Source organism: Variovorax sp. UC122_21, from assembly GCF_044056785.1.
In the GTDB taxonomy this organism is placed as follows: Bacteria; Pseudomonadota; Gammaproteobacteria; order Burkholderiales; family Burkholderiaceae_C; genus Variovorax.
Window position 1 is genome coordinate 2,217,183 of record NZ_CP172004.1, and the last position, 17,177, is coordinate 2,234,359.

A 17,177-nucleotide genomic window follows, 5' to 3' on the forward strand; every position below is an offset into this window, starting at 1 on the left:
GTGAGACGCATACTAGCCCAGAAGACAAAGCAATTAGCGCGCCACGGAGCGTCGTTGGGGGAGGGTTTGCATCATGGTCGCCAAGGGGGAGCGAGGCGCATCCGATGCCTTCGTGCGCGCGCGCTGCGCCTTCGTCGCGCTCGCGGCAGCGCTCGCGGGCGTGGCGTTGCAGCTGCGGCAGCCGCAGCTGTGGGACGGCATGGTCTACGCGGGTGGACTGCTCGCGGGCATCGCGGGTCTTCGGGTGGCGTGGCACGTGCCGCGTCGTGCGTGGATCGCCTGGACCTGCGCCGCGCTGGCCGGCGCGGCGATCGGCGCGGGGCTCGCGGGCGCACGCGCCACGGTCTATGCAGCCGGCGCGCTCGATCCCGCGCTCGAGGGCCGCGACCTGCAGCTTGTGGGCGTCGTGTCGCAGATGCCGCAGCGTGGCGAGGCCGGCACGCGCTTCCGCTTCGCCGTCGAGTCCGCGCGCTGGGCCGACCCTGCGAGCACCGGATCGCCCGCGGTGCCCGACCGCATCGCGCTCGGCTGGTATGCCGAGGGCGCCAGCCTCTGGGATGGCCCCGCCGATTCATCCGCGCCCGCGCCCTGGCCCGAGAGCCCGGTGCATGCCGGCGAACGCTGGCGCCTGACCGTGCGCCTCAAGGCGCCGCACGGCCATCGCAATCCGCACGGCTTCGACAGCGAGCTGTGGATGTGGGAGCAGGGCCTGCGCGCCAGCGGCCATGTGCGCATCGGCGCGCGCGACGAGGCGCCCGCGCGGCTGGGCCCCACGGGACGGCATCCGATCGAACGCGCACGCGAGGCCGTGCGCGACGCCATCTTCGAACGCGTGCCCGAGCGCTTCGGCGCGGGCGTGATCGCCGCGCTGGTCACGGGCGACCAGGGCGCGATCGACCGCGAGGGCTGGGACGTCTTCCGCGCCACCGGCGTGGCCCACCTGATGTCGATCTCGGGCCTGCACGTGACCCTGTTCGCGTGGCTCGCCGCGCACGTCGTCGGCGCGCTCTGGCGCCGCAGTCCGCCGCTGATGCTGCGGCTGCCGGCGCAGCGCGCGGCGCTCGTGGGCGGCGTGCTGCTGGCCACGCTCTATGCGCTGTTCAGCGGCTGGGGCGTGCCGTCGCAGCGCACGGTCTGGATGCTCGCGACCGTCGCGCTGCTGCGCCTCACCGGGCGGCGCTGGCCCTGGCCGCACGGCTGGCTGCTGACCGCGGCGGTGGTGGTCGCGCTCGATCCCTGGGCCCTGACGCAGGCCGGTTTCTGGCTCAGCTTCGTGGCGGTGGGCGTGCTGTTCGCCACCGACGCGGGGCTGCCCGGCGACACGCGAGCGGGCCTGCGCGCACGGCTGTGGCGGCTGCTGCGCGAGCAGTGGACGATCACGCTCGCGCTCACGCCCCTGAGCCTGCTGCTGTTCCAGCAGGTGTCGCTGGTCGGGCTGGTGGCCAACCTGGTCGCGATCCCCTGGGTCACGCTGGTGATCACGCCGCTGGCGATGCTCGGCAACGTCGCCGCGCCGCTGTGGGACCTCGCGGCGCGCGCGGTGTGGGCCCTGGGGCTGCTGCTGTCGTGGCTCGCGGCGCTGCCATTCGCCAGCGTCTCGATGGCCGCGCCGCCGACGTGGCTGGCGGCCTGCGGCGTGGCGGGCGGCGTGCTGGTGGCGATGCGGCTGCCGTGGTCGCTGCGCGCGCTGGGCCTGCCGCTGCTGCTGCCGGTGCTGCTGTGGCAGCCGGCGCGTCCTGCCCTCGGCGAGTTCGAACTGCTCGCGGCCGACGTCGGCCAGGGCAACGCGGTGCTGGTGCGCACCGCGAACCACAGCCTGCTCTACGACAGCGGCCCGCGTTACAGCCTCGAGAGCGACGCCGGCCAGCGCGTGCTGGTGCCGCTGCTGCGCGCCCTGGGCGAGCGGCTCGACCTGCTGGTGCTGAGCCACCGCGACAGCGACCACACGGGCGGCGCGAGCGCCGTGCTCGCGACGCATCCGCGCGCCGGCTTGCTGAGTTCGATCGAGGCTGGGCACCCGCTGCAGTCGCAGCGCCCCGCGCGGCGCTGCGAGGCGGGCCAGCGCTGGACCTGGGACGGCGTGGATTTCGAGCTGCTGCATCCGCAGGCCGGCGACTACCTGTTCTTCACGCGGCCCAATGCCATCTCGTGCGTGCTGCGCATCGGCAACGGCCGCGCGACCGCGCTGCTGGCCGGCGACATCGAGCGGCTGCAGGAGGCCGCGCTGCTCGAGCGCCTGCCCGAACGGCTGCGCGCCGACGTGCTGCTGGTGCCGCATCACGGCAGCAAGACCTCCTCGAGCGCCGCCTTCCTCGACGCGGTGCGCCCGCGCATCGGCCTGGTCCAGGCCGGCTACCGCAACCGCTTCGGCCACCCGGTGCCCGAGGTGGTGGCGCGCCATGCCGAGCGCGACGTGCGGCTGGTCGAGAACGTGCGCTGCGGCGCCGCGCACTGGCGCAGCGCCAGCCCGGCCGAGGTGGGCTGCGAGCGCGAGCGCGCGCCTCGCTACTGGCAGCATCGGCCGGCGGCACTGCGATCTGTTGGGGTTAAAACTGTGAACTAGTTGTTAAAAACCCGCCGGACGAACCCTCGCGAGGTCGCGCGGCACGGCGTCCCATGCGTTGTAGCCAGGGACAACGCATCGAGGGGACACATGACATCGCACCACCGCCCGATCTTCTTCCCGCGCTCGCCCGCGGGCACCGCGCCATGACCGCCGCCGTTCCGGCCATCACCAGCAGCCACGTCGGCGGCAGCTCCGCCGCGCGGCTCAAGACCCACCGCGACGGCCCGGTGCTGGTGCTGACGCTGAGCAACCCCGGCGCGCGCAATGCGCTCAGCCCCTCGGTCTATCGCGCCGCCGCCAAGGTCATGCGCGACGCCGCGGGCTTTCGCACGGTGCGCGCCATCGTGCTGTGCGGCGAGGGCGAACATTTCAGCGGCGGCGGCGACCTGCGGCGCCTGTCGCGGCAGCGCCGGCTGCCGGCCGCCGAGCAGCACGAGCACCTGGCGGCGCTGCACGACTGGATCCTCGCGATCGAGGCGGCGCCGCAGCCGGTCATCGCCGCGGTCGAGGGCGCGGCGGCCGGAGGCGGCTTCTCGCTGGCCCTGGCCTGCGACCTGGTCGTGGCGGCCGAGGACGCGAAGTTCTTCACCTCCTTCGTCAGCATGGGCCTGACGCCCGACGGCGGCGCCACCGATTCGCTGGCCCGCGCGCTGCCGCCGCAGGCCGCGCTCGAGCTGCTGCTCGACGACGAGCCCTGCACGGCGCGGCGGCTGCACGGCTGGGGCGTGGTCAACAAGGTGGTGCCGGCCGGCGAGGCCTGCGCCGAGGCGATCGAGTGGGCCCAGCGGCTCGCGCGCGGCCCGTTCGAGGCCCAGGCGCGCACCAAGCAGCTCGTGCATGCGGCGCGCGGACGCAGCCGGCGCGAACAGCTCGATGCCGAGCGCGAGTCCTCGGTCGCGAGCCTCTACGGCGAGGAGAGCGGGGAGCGCATCAAGGCTTTCCTGTCGCCGCGCAACAAGCGCGCGGCCGACGAGGCACCCGTTCCCGAAGCGCGCGAATAAATCCGACCGTCGCCTGGCCGGGCTTGGCATCAGGGGTTCTACTGGCCTCGAACTTGCTAAGCTATGGCTCAAGGAGATTGGTCGTTCCATGCACAAATTCGATGAGATGTATGAGCAGCTCCCCTATGCGGGAGCCGCGATCCGGCAGCACTACAAGCGATACGACCAATGGCTGGCGAAGCAACCCGGTGAGGTGATGCGTTCGCGGCGCGAAGAGGCGGAAATGATCTTCCGCCGGGTCGGTATCACCTTCGCCGTGTACGGCGCCAAGGACGAGGACGGCTCGGGCACCGAGCGGCTGATCCCGTTCGACCTGCTGCCCCGGATCATTCCGGCGCACGAGTGGGACAGCATGGAGAAGGGGCTGGTGCAGCGCGTCACGGCGCTCAACCGCTTCCTGCATGACGTCTACCACGACCAGGAAATCATCAAGGCCGGCATCATCCCGGCCGAGCAGATCCTCAACAACGCGCAGTTCCGCCCCGAGATGATGGGCGTCAACGTGCCGCACAACGTCTACTCGAACATCTCGGGCATCGACATCGTGCGCGCGCCCGACGCCAGCGGCAACGGCGAGTACTACGTGCTCGAGGACAACCTGCGCGTGCCCAGCGGCGTGAGCTACATGCTCGAGAACCGCAAGATGATGATGCGGCTGTTCCCCGAGCTGTTCAACCAGAACCGCATCGCGCCGGTGGCGCACTACCCCGACCTGCTGCTCGAAACGCTGCGCGCCAGCGCGCCGGCCGCCACGGCCGAGCCCACGGTGGTGGTGCTCACGCCCGGCATGTACAACAGCGCCTACTTCGAGCACGCCTTCCTCGCGCAGCAGATGGGCGTCGAGCTGGTCGAGGGCCAGGACCTGTTCGTCAAGGACAACTTCGTCTACATGCGCACCACGCGCGGACCGAAGCGCGTCGACGTGATCTACCGCCGCGTCGACGACGACTTCCTCGACCCCGAGGTGTTCCGCCCGAGCTCCACGCTGGGCTGCGCGGGCCTGATGCGCGCCTACCGCGACGGCAACGTCGTGATCTGCAATGCCGTGGGCACCGGCGTGGCCGACGACAAGTCGATCTACCCGTACGTGCCGAAGATGATCGAGTTCTACCTCGGCGAGCAGCCGATCCTCAAGAACGTGCCGACCTACATGTGCCGCAACAAGGACGAGCTGCAGTACACGCTCGACAACATGAAGGACCTGGTGGTCAAGGAAGTGCACGGCGCCGGCGGCTACGGCATGCTGATCGGCCCGGCCGCCACGCAGGCCGAGATCGAGGACTTCAAGAAGGCCGTGATCGCCAAGCCCGACGGCTACATCGCCCAGCCCACGCTGAGCCTGTCGACCTCGCCGACCTTCGTCGACGCCGGCATCGCGCCGCGCCACATCGACCTGCGGCCCTTCGTGCTCTCGGGCAGCGAGGTGCAGATGGTGCCCGGCGGCCTCACGCGCGTGGCGCTCAAGGAAGGCTCGCTGGTCGTCAACTCCTCGCAGGGCGGCGGCACCAAGGACACCTGGATCCTCGAGGCCGACCGCACGGCCAGGCCGAAGGCGGAATCGCAGTCCCAGTCGCAGTCGCAGAGCCTGTCGGCCTGAGTGCAAGAAGCCCGGAGAACCACATGCTGTCCCGCACCGCAGACCACCTCTACTGGATGTCCCGCTACACCGAGCGCGCCGAGAACACCGCGCGCATGCTCGACGTCAACTACCAGACCTCGCTGCTGCCGCAGTCGGCCGAGGTCGCCAAGTACGGCTGGCAGGGCGTGCTCTCGATCAGCGAGCTGCTGCCCTGGTACAACAAGAAGTACGACCAGATCGCGCCCAACGAGGTGATGGAGTTCATGGTCAAGGACGAGAGCAATCCGTCCTCGATCGTCTCCTGCCTCAAGGCCGCGCGCGAGAACGCCCGCGCCGTGCGCGGCGCGCTGACCACCGAAGCCTGGGAAACGCAGAACACCACCTGGCTCGAGGTCAACCGCATGCTGCGCGCGGGCGACTTCGAGCGCGATCCCGGCCAGTTCTTCGAATGGGTCAAGTTCCGCTCGCACCTCTCGCGCGGCGTCACGCTGGGCACGATGCTGCAGGACGAGGCCTTCTACTTCTCGCGCCTGGGCACCTTCCTCGAACGCGCCGACAACACGGCGCGGCTGGTCGACGTGAAGTTCCACGCGCTCAACAGCGAGTTCTTCGGTGCCGCCACCGAGGAAGACCAGGAGTACGACTTCTATCACTGGAGCGCGATCCTGCGCAGCGTCTCGGCCTTCGAGGTCTACCGCAAGGTCTACCGCGACGTGATCAAGCCCGAGCGCGTGGCCGAGCTGCTGATCCTGCGCGCCGACATGCCGCGCTCGCTGCACGCGAGCCTGGCCGAGGTGGTGGCCAACCTCGCGAAGGTGCAGAACGAGCAGAGCGCCGAAACCCAGCGCCGCGCCGGCAAGCTCCTGGCCGACCTGCAGTACGCGCGCGTCGACGAGATCCTCGCGACCGGCCTGCATGCCTACCTCACGCAGTTCCTCGACCGCGTGAACGAGCTCGGCGTGCGCATCAGCCAGGACTTCCTGGTGCCGGCGCACTGAGCATCGGGCTTCACGTCCGCGCGATCGACCGCGGCGAATGAACCTCCGGGTTCATTCGCCGCCGTCTCAACGCTCGAACGACTCCACCGCCACCGGCAGCGCGGGCGCCTGCCAACGGTAGCCGGCACCGAGCACGTCGCGTTCGGGCCTTTGGCCGTTCCAGCGGATGTCGAGCAGGTTCATCAGCGTCCAGCCGGCCCAGTCGGCGCGGAACGGTTGCTGCGGCTGCTGCGGCGCATGGCCCGCGAACGGCGTCTGCGGACGGCGCCAGATCACGGTCGGTATACGGTAGCCCGAAGCGGTCGCGGGGCTGTGGCCCGCGCGGTCGCTGCCGTGGCCCACTTCCTGGCCGTGGTCCGACAGGTACATCCAGGCGCGGGGCTCCTGCGGCGAACCCGCGCTGCGCGTCTGCTGCAGCAGCTCGGAGACCACGAAGTCGTGATAGAGCAGGGCGGCGTCGTACTCGTGGCGGTAGTGGCGCACCCAAGCGGAGCGGCCGTTCTTCACCAGGCCGGTCTCGACCGCGTCGACGCTGTCGTCGAAGGGATTGGCGTCGGGCGGAAAGCGCAGGCTGTAGTGCGGATGGGCTCCCATCAGATGGACCACGATCAGCTTGCGCTCGGCGCTGGTGTCGTCGAGCGCCTCCTGCATGCAGTCGAGGATCTCGCCGTCGAGCGAGGCGCTCGCGCGGCCCGGCGTGCGGTTGACCATGTCGACCACGTCGGCGTAGCGCGCATGCTGCTGCTCGATCGCGAGGTCGTCGTGGTTGCTGATCCACCAGACCTTGTAGCCGGCCGCGCGCGCGAGCGCGATCAGGTGCGGCGGGTTCTCGCGCTCGGGCAGGCCGAAGTGGAACATGTTGCGCAACGCGGGCACGGTGGTGGCATCGACCGACCAGGCGTTGGGCAGCACCTCCATGTGCGCGCCCGCCTGCGCCTTGTGGGCCAGCAGGCGCGGCGTGGTCGGGCGGCCGTAGCCGTAGAGCGCCATGTTGTCGCGGTTGATGCTGTCGGTGATCACCAGCACCACGGTCGACGGACCGGTGCTCTCGATCACTGGCGCCATGGCCTTGGCGCGCGCGAGCATCTCCCCGCGCGTGCGTTCCTGGTCGGCCCAGAGTCCGCGCAGCGCATGGATCGACTGGCTCCATTGCGACCAGAAGAGCACCGGATGCAGCCGCCGCCACGGCTTGCTCGCATAGCCCACGCAGGCGAGCAGCAGCAGCAGCGCGAGCAGTGCCGTGGCCCAGGCCGGCGGCCGCGCGCGCGGACCGGCCGGCGCGGCGGCACCGCGCCGCGCGAAGGCCGCCACCAGCAGGGCGGCCGCGAGCGCCGCGCCGCTCCACAGCAGCGCCGAGCGCCAGTGCATCCGCAGGTACTCGCCGCTCTCGCGCGCATTGGTGTTGGCCGCGGCGCTGAGCACCATGGCGCCGTCGGGCGCGGCCTGGTAGGTGTCGAGCAGGTAGGCGCGCAGCGCGCCGTCGAAGGCGAAGGCCAGGGTCCAGGCACAGGCCAGCACGGTGCGCCAGCGGCGCACGCGCGCGCTGCGCACCGGCCAGGCCAGCCACAGCACCATCGGCAGCGCCAGCACCGCGAGCTGCGCGATGCGGCGCCCGTCGTGGCCCAGCACGATCATCGCGAGCAGGGTGGCGCCCACCACGCCGCAGGCGAGCAGGCCGTTGCTGCGCGGCGCGGTATCGGTGGAGGGGAGGGCCGGCGCCTGGAGCAGGTCGGGGGCTTGGGCGGGCGGCGGGGTCAAGCGGGGGGCGGGCGGAGGATGGATCGCGGGCGGATTCTGCCGCCCCGCGCCGCCGCCGCCGGCAGTGCCCCCGCCACTCGGGAGGACTTCGCCGCCGGCAGGGAGCGCTACGCGGCCGCGGCGCCCTCGCTGATCTCGCGGCAGTTCATCTGCAGCTGCTGGAAGTGCGAGCGCCATGCGACCGCGTCGATCCAGCGATCGAGGTCGAGCTTGAGCCGGACCTCCCGCTCGCCGTCCTCGAGGTGCTGCGCGAGCTTCACGCGCAGGCCGCTGCCGGTGGGCTGGGTCGCGATCTCCACGCTGGTCTCGAGCAGCGGGATCACGATGCGCTGCACCTGGCCGGCCTCGCGGCGCTTCTTGAGCACCACGTGGCAGTCGTCCTGGCTCACGAGCTTGCGGTGCACGGTGCCGCTCGCGGTGGCGCCGAGCGCGAGGTAGTCGTTGAGGGCGCGCAGGTGCTGGGCGCCCGTCATGTGGCGCACGTTCGGCGCATCCTCGCTCGGATAGCCGTCGGTGCAGCCCGATGCGAGCAGGCCGAGGGCGAGCAGCGCGGCCGCGGCGGCCCATGGAAGGGCGCGCCACACCCGCCGCGCGCGATCGTTTCGAGGATTCCTGGAGAGCGGGGACATCGCGCGAGTATCGATCAGCCATCGGCCCGGCCGCGGAACTTCTGCGGCGCATGCGGCCCAGAAGGGCTCGCGCCGGCCTTGCCGGCCCTCTGGAAAACCCTTGTTTCGCGAGAAAGGAAACCCTCCTCCATGAACGGATTCAGCCGACTGCCCGCACTGCTCCTCGTCATGACCCTGCTGCTCGTCTCGGCCCCGGCCGCGTGGGCGCGCGAGATGGTCAGTTCCGCGGTCAAGACGCTCAACCTGCGCAGCGGTCCGGGCGTGCGCAACCCCGCGCACTGGACCGTGACCCACGGCTATCCGTTCCAGGTGCTCCAGCGCAAGGGCGACTGGCTGCAGGTGCGCGACTTCGAGGGCGACCGCGCCTGGGTCTACCGCTCGATGACCAACAAGGTGCCGCACCGCGTGGTCAAGGCGCAGGTGGCGAACCTGCGGCGCGCGCCGGGCGTGCGCAGCCCGATCGTGAAGAAGGCCGGCTACGGCGACGTGCTGCGCACGCTCGAGAAGCGCGGCAAGTGGACCAAGGTGCGCCACGAGGGCGGCGCGGTCGGCTGGGTATCGACCAGCCTCACCTGGGGCTGGTGAGTACCGCGCAGGTGGCTCAGGCCTGCGTGGCCTGGCGCACCGCGCGTTCCCAGCGCGCCATCGATTCCTCGGCCTGCGCGCGGCCCATCGTGGGCATGAAGCGGCGCTCCACCTTCCACTGCTGCGAGAGCTGGCCGACGTCGCCGTAGACGCCGGTCGACAGCCCCGCGAGATAGGCCGCGCCGAGCGCGGTGGTCTCGACCACTTCGGGCCGCACCACCGGAATGCCCAGCAGGTCGGCCTGGAACTGCATCAGCAGGTCGTTCACGCTGGCGCCGCCGTCGACGCGCAGTTCGGCCACCGGCTTGCCGCCCGCGGCCACCGCGTCGCGGCTCATGGCCTGCAGCAGCGCGGCGCTCTGGTAGGCGATGCTCTCGAGCGCGGCGCGTGCGATGTGGGCCACGGTGGTGCCGCGCGTGAGGCCGGTGATGGTGCCGCGCGCGTCGGCGTTCCAGTAGGGCGCGCCCAGGCCGGTGAAGGCCGGCACCATCATCACGCCGCCCGCGTCGGGCACGCTCTCGGCCAGCGACTGCACCTCGGCGCTGCCCTTGATCGCCTTGAGGCCGTCGCGCAGCCACTGCACCACGGCACCGCCCACGAACACGCTGCCTTCCATCGCGTACTGCGGCTGTGCCGTGGTCTGCGCCGCGCTGGTCACGAGCAGGCCGTTGCTCGAGGGCTGGAAGGCCGCGCCCGTGTGCATCAGCAGGAAGCAGCCGGTGCCGTAGGTGTTCTTGGCCATGCCGGCCTCGAAGCAGGCTTGGCCGAACAGCGCGCTCTGCTGGTCGCCGGCCACGCCGCCCACCGGCAGCGAGCGGCCCAGCAGCGCGGCGTCGGTGTCGACGAAGTGCGAGGCCGAGGGCTGTACCGCCGGCATCAGCGCGGCGGGGATGTGCAGCGCCGCCAGCAGCTCGGCATCCCATGCGTTGTCGTGCACGTTGAACAGCATGGTGCGCGAGGCATTGCTCACGTCGGTCACGTGCCGGCGGCCGCCCGTGGCTGCCACATCAGCCAGCTGTCGACGGTGCCGAAGGCGAGCTCGCCGCGCTCGGCCTGTTCGCGCGCGCCGGGCACGTTGTCGAGCAGCCAGCGCAGCTTGGTGCCCGAGAAGTAGGCATCGATCACGAGCCCGGTCTTCTCGCGGATGGTGTCGGTCAGGCCTTCCTCGCGCAGCCGCGCGCACAGCGGCTCGGCGCGCCGGTCCTGCCACACGATCGCGTGGTGCACCGGCTTGCCGGTCCTGCGGTTCCACAGCACGGTGGTCTCGCGCTGGTTGGTGATGCCGATCGCATGGATGTCCTCGGGCCGCAGCTTCGCCTTGGCGATGACCTCGCGCGCGGTCGCGAGCTGGCTGTCCCAGATCTCGAGCGGGTCGTGCTCCACCCAGCCCGGCTGCGGATAGATCTGCGTGAGCTCCTTCTGCGCGATGGCCACCACGTGGCCGCCGCGGTCGAACACGATGCTGCGCGAGCTGGAGGTGCCCTGGTCGAGGGCGAGCAGGTAGGTGGTCGTCATGCGGGAGTCATTCCTTCGGGGTCTGATGGAGCCGGGCGATCTCGAGCCGCACCTGCGCGTCGCGCAGCAGCGTCGGGAAGGGATCGGGCGGTTCCGCATCGGTGAAGAGGCGGTCGATCTGAGACAGGGTACCGAGCTGGATCATCGCGGGGCGGTTGAACTTGCTGGCGTCGGCCGCGAGCCAGACCTCGCGCGCCTGCGCGATGATGGTCTGCGCCACCTTCACCTCGCGCAGGTCGAAGTCGCGCAGCGAGCCGTCGGACTCGATGCTCGACACGCCGATCAGCGCGATGTCGACCTTGAACTGCCGGATGAAATCGATCGTGGCCTCGCCCACGACGGCGCGGTCGCGCGCGCGCACCGAGCCGCCCGCCACGATCACCTCGCACTGGCTGTTGCCGCTCAGGATGGTCGCCACGTTCAGGTTGTTGGTGATCACGCGCAGGCCGCTGTGGCGCATCAGCGCCTTGGCGATCGCCTCGGTGGTGGTGCCGATGTTGAGGATCAGCGAGCAGTCGTTGGGCACCAGCTCGGCCACGCGCCGCGCGATCCGCGCCTTGCCTTCGGCATGCAGCGTCTCGCGCTGCTGGTAGCCGATGTTCTCGGTGGTCGAGCTCGGCACGCGCACGCCGCCATGGAAACGCGTCAGCAGGCCCTCGTCGGCCAGCCGCTGCACGTCGCGCCGCACCGTCTGCAGGGTCACGCCGAGCATGTCGGCGAGCTGTTCGACCGTGACCGAGCCGCGCGCGCGCACGGTGTCGAGGAGATTGATCTGGCGGGGGTTGGAATTCACTGAGTGGGGGCGGAAACGAATGAAAGTAAGCCGAGAGTACGCAAAAAAACGCGCCTGGAGCGGTGGCGGGGCGCAAGGTGCGTGACTTTATAGAACGAAAAAAAACGAACATGCTTAAGGGAAAACTCGGAGGAAAATCGCGCCATAAGGAACTCAAATGAAAAATACCGAAAATACAATGGCCGCCTCCGGTGACTCCGGTCACGCATCGAAACCACAAGCGACGGGCGAAAGGACGGGTGGCATTCCAGTGAGCGATCTCTCCCAGAATCCGCCGGCACCGGCCACCGACTGCGATGTGCTGATCGTCGGCGGCGGCATCAACGGCTGCGGCATCGCGCGCGATCTCGCGGGCCGCGGCTGGCGCGTGGTGCTGTGCGAGAAGGACGACCTCGCCGCCCACACCTCCTCGTCGTCGACCAAGCTGATCCACGGCGGGCTGCGCTACCTCGAGTACTACGAGTTCTCGCTGGTGCGCAAGGCGCTGCAGGAGCGCGAGGTGCTGCTCAAGAGCGCGCCGCACATCATGTGGCCGCTGCGCTTCGTGATGCCGCACGACCCCTCGATGCGTCCGGCATGGATGATCCGCATCGGCCTGTTCCTCTACGACCACCTCGCCAAACGCGAGGTGCTGCCGGGCTCGCGCAGCGTGGACCTGCGCAGCCATGCCGCGGGCGCGCCGCTCAAGCCGCAGTTCAAGCGCGGCTTCGTCGATTCGGACGGCTGGGTCGACGACGCGCGGCTGGTGGTGCTCAACGCGCTCGATGCGCGCGCGCGCGGCGCCGAGGTGCTCACGCGCACCCGCTGCGTGCATGCGCGGCGCGAGGCCGACGGCTGGACCGCGGTGCTCGAGGGCCCCGACGGCACGCACCGCACGGTGCGCGCCCGCGCGGTGGTGAATGCCGCCGGGCCCTGGGCCGAATCCTTCCTGCGCGGCGTGGCGAAGCCCTCCAACGGCGAGGCGCTGGCCACCAAGAGCCTGCGGCTCGTGAAGGGCAGCCACATCGTGGTGCCGCGCGTGTTCGCGCACGACCACGCCTACATCTTCCAGAACCCCGACAAGCGGATCATCTTCGCGATCCCCTACCAGGACGACTTCACGCTGATCGGCACCACCGACATCGAGCTGAATGGCGACGATCCGGGCGCGGCGCGCATCGCCGACGAGGAGGTCGAGTACCTCTGCACCCAGGCCAGCCGCTATTTCGAGAAGCCGATCGCGCCGAGCGACGTGGTGTGGACCTACTCGGGCGTGCGCCCGCTGCTCGACGATGCCTCGGGCGATCCGTCGGCGGTCACGCGCGACTACATGCTCGAGTCGAACACCGCCGCCGCGCCGCTGCTGTCGGTGTGGGGCGGCAAGATCACCACCTTCCGCAAGCTGGCCGAGGACGCCGCCGACGAGGTCGGCCGCATGCTGGGCCAGCCGAACAGCCAGCGCCCGGCCTGGACCGAGGGCGCCTTCCTCGCGGGCGGCGACCTGTCGGCCTGGATCGGCGCGGCGCAGCGGCCCGACGGCGACTTCGAACGCTTCCTGGCCGCCGTGCAGCAGCGCTACGGCTGGCTCGATGCGAAGCTCGCGCGGCGCCTGGCGCGTGCCTACGGCGCACGCATCGGCGAGCTGCTCGGCGATGCCGCATCGATGGCCGACCTCGGCGCCGAGGTGGCGCCCGGCCTGCACGAGCGCGAGCTGCGCTTCCTGCAGCGCGAGGAATGGGTGGTGAGCGCCGACGACGTGCTGTGGCGCCGCTCCAAGCTCGGGCTGCGCTACACGCCGCAGCAGCGCCGGCAGGTGGCCGACTGGCTGGACGCGCGGCGGGTGATTCCGGCAATGCAAGGGAGGGAAGGCTGATGCAGCTGTCACTGGAGCGCGTGACCAAGAAGGTCGGCGCGCAAACCTGGCTCTACGAGCAGAGCATCGCGCCGAAGAGCGGCGCGGTGACCGTCCTGCTCGGCGCCACGCAGGCCGGCAAGACCAGCCTGATGCGGCTGATGGCCGGCCTCGACACGCCGACCGAGGGCCGGGTGCTGGTCGACGGCCAGGACGTCACCGGCATGCCGGTGCGCGAACGCAACGTGGCGATGGTCTACCAGCAGTTCATCAACTATCCCTCGCTGAAGGTGGCCGACAACATCGCCTCGCCGCTCAGGCTGCGCGGCGAATCGAACATCGACGCGCGCGTGCGCGCGCTGGCCGACAAGCTGTCCATCGGCATGTTCCTCGACCGCTATCCGCAGGAGCTCTCGGGCGGCCAGCAGCAGCGCGTGGCACTGGCGCGCGCGCTGGCCAAGAACGCGCCGCTGATGCTGCTCGACGAGCCGCTGGTGAACCTCGACTACAAGCTGCGCGAAGGCCTGCGCGAGGAACTCACGCAGCTGTTCGCGGCCGGCGACTCGACCGTGATCTACGCCACCACCGAGCCCGGCGAGGCGCTGCTGCTCGGCGGCCACACGGCGGTGATGGATGCCGGCGAACTGCTGCAGTACGGCCCGACCGCCGAGGTGTTCCATGCGCCGCAGTCGCTGCGCGTGGCGCGCGCCTTCAGCGATCCGCCGATGAACCTGCTGGCAGGCACCGCCGCCGCGGGCAGCGTGCAGCTGGCGCGCGGGCCGGCGCTGGCGCTCGCGCTGCCCGAGTCGGTGGCGGGCGCGGTCACCATCGGGCTGCGCGCGAGCGCGCTCGACGTGGAAGCGGGCGAGGGCGACATCGCGCTGCCCGGCACCGTGGAGCTGGCCGAGATCTCGGGCTCCGACACCTTCGTGCACGTGGAGACCGCGGTCGGCGAACTGGTGGCGCAGCTTACCGGCGTGCACCGCTTCGAGCTGGGGGCCTCGATCACGCTGTATTTCAGCGCGGCGCGGGCCTATGTGTTCGATGCCGGCGAGAAGCTGGCGCGCGCGCCGGCATGGCGCAAAGGAAACTGAGATGGCCCGCATCGACCTCGACCTGGCCCACGCCTACCGACCGAACCCGATGCAGGACAGCGACTATGCGCTGCTGCCGCTCAAGATGAGCTTTCGCGACGGCGGCGCCTATGCCTTGCTCGGCCCCTCGGGCTGCGGCAAGACCACCATGCTCAACATCGTCTCGGGCCTGCTCGTGCCGTCGCAGGGCACGGTCAGGTTCGACGGCCGCGACGTGACGCAGGCCACGCCGCAGGAACGCAACATCGCGCAGGTGTTCCAGTTCCCGGTGATCTACGACACGATGACCGTGGCCGAGAACCTCGCGTTCCCGCTGCGCAACCGCAGGATGCCGGCCGACCAGATCAAGAAGCGCGTCGGCGAGATCGCCGAGATGCTCGACATGAGCGGCCAGCTCAACCAGCGCGCGGCGGGCCTCGCGGCCGATGCCAAGCAGAAGATCTCGCTGGGCCGCGGCCTGGTGCGCAGCGACGTCTCGGCGGTGCTGTTCGACGAGCCGCTGACCGTGATCGACCCGCACCTCAAGTGGCAGCTGCGGCGCAAGCTCAAACAGATCCATCGCGAGCTCAAGCTCACGCTGATCTACGTCACCCACGACCAGGTGGAGGCGCTGACCTTCGCCGAGGAGGTGGTGGTGATGACGCGCGGCAAGGCGGTGCAGGTGGGCAGCGCCGACGCGCTGTTCGAGCGCCCGGCCCACACCTTCGTCGGCCACTTCATCGGCTCGCCGGGCATGAACTTCCTCGCCGCGAAGAGTGCCCACGGCACCATCGAGGTGGCGGGCACGCCGCTGGTGCCCACGCGCGAGCTGCCGGCGGGCGAACTCAAGATCGGCATCCGTCCCGAGTACCTGCGGCTGGCCCCGGCCGGTGCCGGCGGCGCCGTGCCCGCGACGGTGGCGCAGGTGCAGGACGTGGGCACCTACACGATGGTGAGTGCCCGTACCGAGGGCAGCGACGGCAGCCCGCTCAAGGTGCGCCTGCATCCCGACGAGCAGCCGCCCGCGGTGGGCGACACGGTGTGGCTGCGCGTGCTGGATGCGCACACCTGCTACTACAAGGACGAGGAGCTGGTCGCATGAACGCCACCAACAAGCCGATCAACCAGAAGGCCTGGTGGCTCGTGCTGCCGGTGCTGATCTGCGTCGCCTTCTCGGCCATCGTGCCGCTGATGACGGTGGTCAACTACTCGGTGCAGGACATCATCTCGCCCGAGCGCCGCGTCTTCGTCGGCACCGAATGGTTCGCCGCCGTGATGCGCGACGACGAGCTGCACCAGGCGCTGTGGCGCCAGCTCGGCTTCTCGCTCGCGGTGCTGCTGGTCGAGATCCCGCTGGGCATCGCGCTCGCGCTGTCGATGCCGGCCAAGGGCTGGAAGTCCTCGGCCGTGCTGGTGGTGGTGGCGCTCTCGCTGCTGATTCCCTGGAACGTGGTCGGCACCATCTGGCAGATCTACGGCCGCGCCGACATCGGCCTGCTGGGCCACGCGCTGCAGAAGCTCGGCGTGGACTACAACTACACCGGCAGCGCCACCGACGCCTGGCTCACGGTGCTGGTGATGGACGTCTGGCACTGGACGCCGCTGGTGGCGCTGTTGTGCTATGCCGGCCTGCGCTCGATCCCCGACGCCTACTACCAGGCCGCGCGCATCGACGGCGCCAGCAAGTTCGCGGTGTTCCGCTACATCCAGCTGCCCAAGATGCGCGGCGTGCTGATGATCGCGGTGCTCTTGCGCTTCATGGACAGCTTCATGATCTACACCGAGCCCTTCGTGCTCACGGGCGGCGGGCCGGGCAATGCCACCACCTTCCTGAGCCAGTACCTGACGCAGAAGGCCGTGGGCCAGTTCGACCTGGGGCCGGCGGCGGCGTTCTCGCTGATCTATTTCCTCATCATCCTGCTGCTGTGCTTCGTGCTCTACAACTGGATGCAGCGGGTGGGAACGCAGGAAGCGGAGGTCGAGCGATGAACGAGAAACGGTTCCACAAGCGCAGCATCTTCCTGGTGCTGTACATCCTGTTCGCGCTGTTGCCCATCTACTGGATGATCAACATGAGCTTCAAGACGAACGAGGAGATCCTCTCGAGCTTCTCGTTCTTCCCGCAGCAGCTCACCTGGGCCAACTACGCGCGCATCTTCACCGACGAGTCCTGGTACTCGGGCTACATCAACAGCCTGATCTACGTGGCGATCAACACCGTGATCTCGCTGACCGTGGCGCTGCCGGCGGCCTATGCCTTCTCGCGCTACTCGTTCCTCGGCGACAAGCACGTGTTCTTCTGGCTGCTGACGAACCGCATGACGCCGCCCGCGGTGTTCCTGCTGCCCTTCTTCCAGCTCTACAGCACGGTCGGCCTGATGGACACGCACCTGGGCGTGGCGCTCGCGCACCTGCTGTTCAACGTGCCGCTCGCGGTCTGGATCCTCGAAGGCTTCATGAGCGGCATACCGCGCGAGATCGACGAGACGGCCTACATCGACGGCTACTCGTTCCCGCGCTTCTTCCTCACCATCTTCCTGCCGCTGATCAAGGCCGGCGTGGGCGTGGCGGCCTTCTTCTGCTTCATGTTCAGCTGGGTCGAGCTGCTGCTGGCGCGCACGCTCACGAGCGTGAACGCCAAGCCGATCGTGGCGACGATGACGCGCACCGTGAGCGCCTCGGGCATGGACTGGGCGACCCTGGCGGCGGCCGGCGTGCTGACCATCGTGCCGGGCGCGATCGTGATCTGGTTCGTGCGCCACTACATCGCCAAGGGTTTCGCGATGGGTCGGGTGTGACGGGATTTGCTCCTTCCCCCAGAGGGGGAAGGAGGAAGAGAAGAAGACAAG

13 protein-coding genes and 1 pseudogene are annotated in these 17,177 nt (G+C 70.1%); 10 read left to right on the forward strand and 4 right to left on the reverse strand.

Annotated features, from left to right (window positions below):
* Positions 1-73: 73 nt before the first annotated feature.
* The 4 genes from ACHMXE_RS22845 (at position 74) to ACHMXE_RS22860 (ending at position 6,144) form a co-directional block, all read left to right on the forward strand.
* Positions 74-2,563, forward strand: coding sequence for a DNA internalization-related competence protein ComEC/Rec2 (locus tag ACHMXE_RS22845; RefSeq protein WP_395351460.1), 2,490 nt, complete (start codon positions 74-76; stop codon positions 2,561-2,563).
* Positions 2,564-2,709: 146 nt separating this feature from the next.
* Entirely contained in the window at positions 2,710-3,567 is an 858-nt protein-coding gene (locus ACHMXE_RS22850; RefSeq protein WP_203201741.1) for an oxepin-CoA hydrolase, alternative type, read from the forward strand.
* Between the two features lie 88 nt (positions 3,568-3,655).
* The gene (locus ACHMXE_RS22855; RefSeq protein ID WP_203201740.1) at positions 3,656-5,164 is read left to right on the forward strand and encodes a circularly permuted type 2 ATP-grasp protein; all 1,509 of its coding nucleotides are present in this window, start codon (positions 3,656-3,658) and stop codon (positions 5,162-5,164) included.
* 23 nt (positions 5,165-5,187) lie between these two features.
* Positions 5,188-6,144: an alpha-E domain-containing protein gene (locus ACHMXE_RS22860; RefSeq protein ID WP_203201739.1), complete on the forward strand. Its 957-nt coding sequence runs from the start codon at positions 5,188-5,190 to the stop codon at positions 6,142-6,144.
* 66 nt (positions 6,145-6,210) lie between these two features.
* Here the strand turns inward: ACHMXE_RS22860 and ACHMXE_RS22865 are convergent, their stop codons facing one another.
* Together ACHMXE_RS22865 and ACHMXE_RS22870 are read right to left on the reverse strand one after the other, a co-directional pair.
* A complete protein-coding gene (locus ACHMXE_RS22865; protein ID WP_395352763.1) occupies positions 6,211-7,779 on the reverse strand; it encodes a phosphoethanolamine transferase in 1,569 nt (522 codons plus the stop codon).
* A gap of 230 nt (positions 7,780-8,009) precedes the next feature.
* Positions 8,010-8,531 (reverse strand): hypothetical protein, encoded by a 522-nt coding sequence (locus ACHMXE_RS22870; protein WP_395351463.1) that lies wholly within the window; start codon positions 8,529-8,531, stop codon positions 8,010-8,012.
* A 129-nt stretch (positions 8,532-8,660) separates the two neighbouring features.
* Between ACHMXE_RS22870 and ACHMXE_RS22875 the strand changes: the two genes are divergently transcribed.
* A complete protein-coding gene (locus tag ACHMXE_RS22875; protein ID WP_203201737.1) occupies positions 8,661-9,116 on the forward strand; it encodes an SH3 domain-containing protein in 456 nt (151 codons plus the stop codon).
* A 16-nt stretch (positions 9,117-9,132) separates the two neighbouring features.
* Here the strand turns inward: ACHMXE_RS22875 and glpK are convergent.
* Positions 9,133-10,631, reverse strand: a pseudogene (glpK, locus tag ACHMXE_RS22880) (glycerol kinase GlpK).
* A gap of 7 nt (positions 10,632-10,638) precedes the next feature.
* Entirely contained in the window at positions 10,639-11,424 is a 786-nt protein-coding gene (locus ACHMXE_RS22885; RefSeq protein WP_203201735.1) for a DeoR/GlpR family DNA-binding transcription regulator, read from the reverse strand.
* A gap of 157 nt (positions 11,425-11,581) precedes the next feature.
* Between ACHMXE_RS22885 and glpD the strand changes: the two genes are divergently transcribed.
* The 5 genes from glpD to ACHMXE_RS22910 are packed head-to-tail and all read left to right on the forward strand — an operon-like array spanning position 11,582 to position 17,126.
* A complete protein-coding gene (gene glpD, locus ACHMXE_RS22890) occupies positions 11,582-13,276 on the forward strand; it encodes a glycerol-3-phosphate dehydrogenase (RefSeq protein WP_395351465.1) in 1,695 nt (564 codons plus the stop codon).
* Positions 13,276-14,349, forward strand: a complete 1,074-nt coding sequence (locus ACHMXE_RS22895; protein ID WP_395351467.1) for an ABC transporter ATP-binding protein — start codon at positions 13,276-13,278, stop codon at positions 14,347-14,349. The genes glpD and ACHMXE_RS22895 overlap by 1 nt, the downstream gene beginning before the upstream one ends.
* Before the next feature lies 1 nt (position 14,350).
* Positions 14,351-15,430 carry an ABC transporter ATP-binding protein gene (locus ACHMXE_RS22900; protein WP_395351469.1) on the forward strand — a complete coding sequence of 360 codons (1,080 nt, stop codon included), beginning with the start codon at positions 14,351-14,353 and terminating at the stop codon, positions 15,428-15,430.
* Positions 15,427-16,317 (forward strand): carbohydrate ABC transporter permease, encoded by an 891-nt coding sequence (locus ACHMXE_RS22905; protein ID WP_093354758.1) that lies wholly within the window; start codon positions 15,427-15,429, stop codon positions 16,315-16,317. The genes ACHMXE_RS22900 and ACHMXE_RS22905 overlap by 4 nt, the downstream gene beginning before the upstream one ends.
* A complete protein-coding gene (locus ACHMXE_RS22910; RefSeq protein ID WP_019656045.1) occupies positions 16,314-17,126 on the forward strand; it encodes a carbohydrate ABC transporter permease in 813 nt (270 codons plus the stop codon). Before ACHMXE_RS22905 ends, ACHMXE_RS22910 begins: the two co-directional genes overlap by 4 nt.
* Positions 17,127-17,177: the final 51 nt, after the last annotated feature.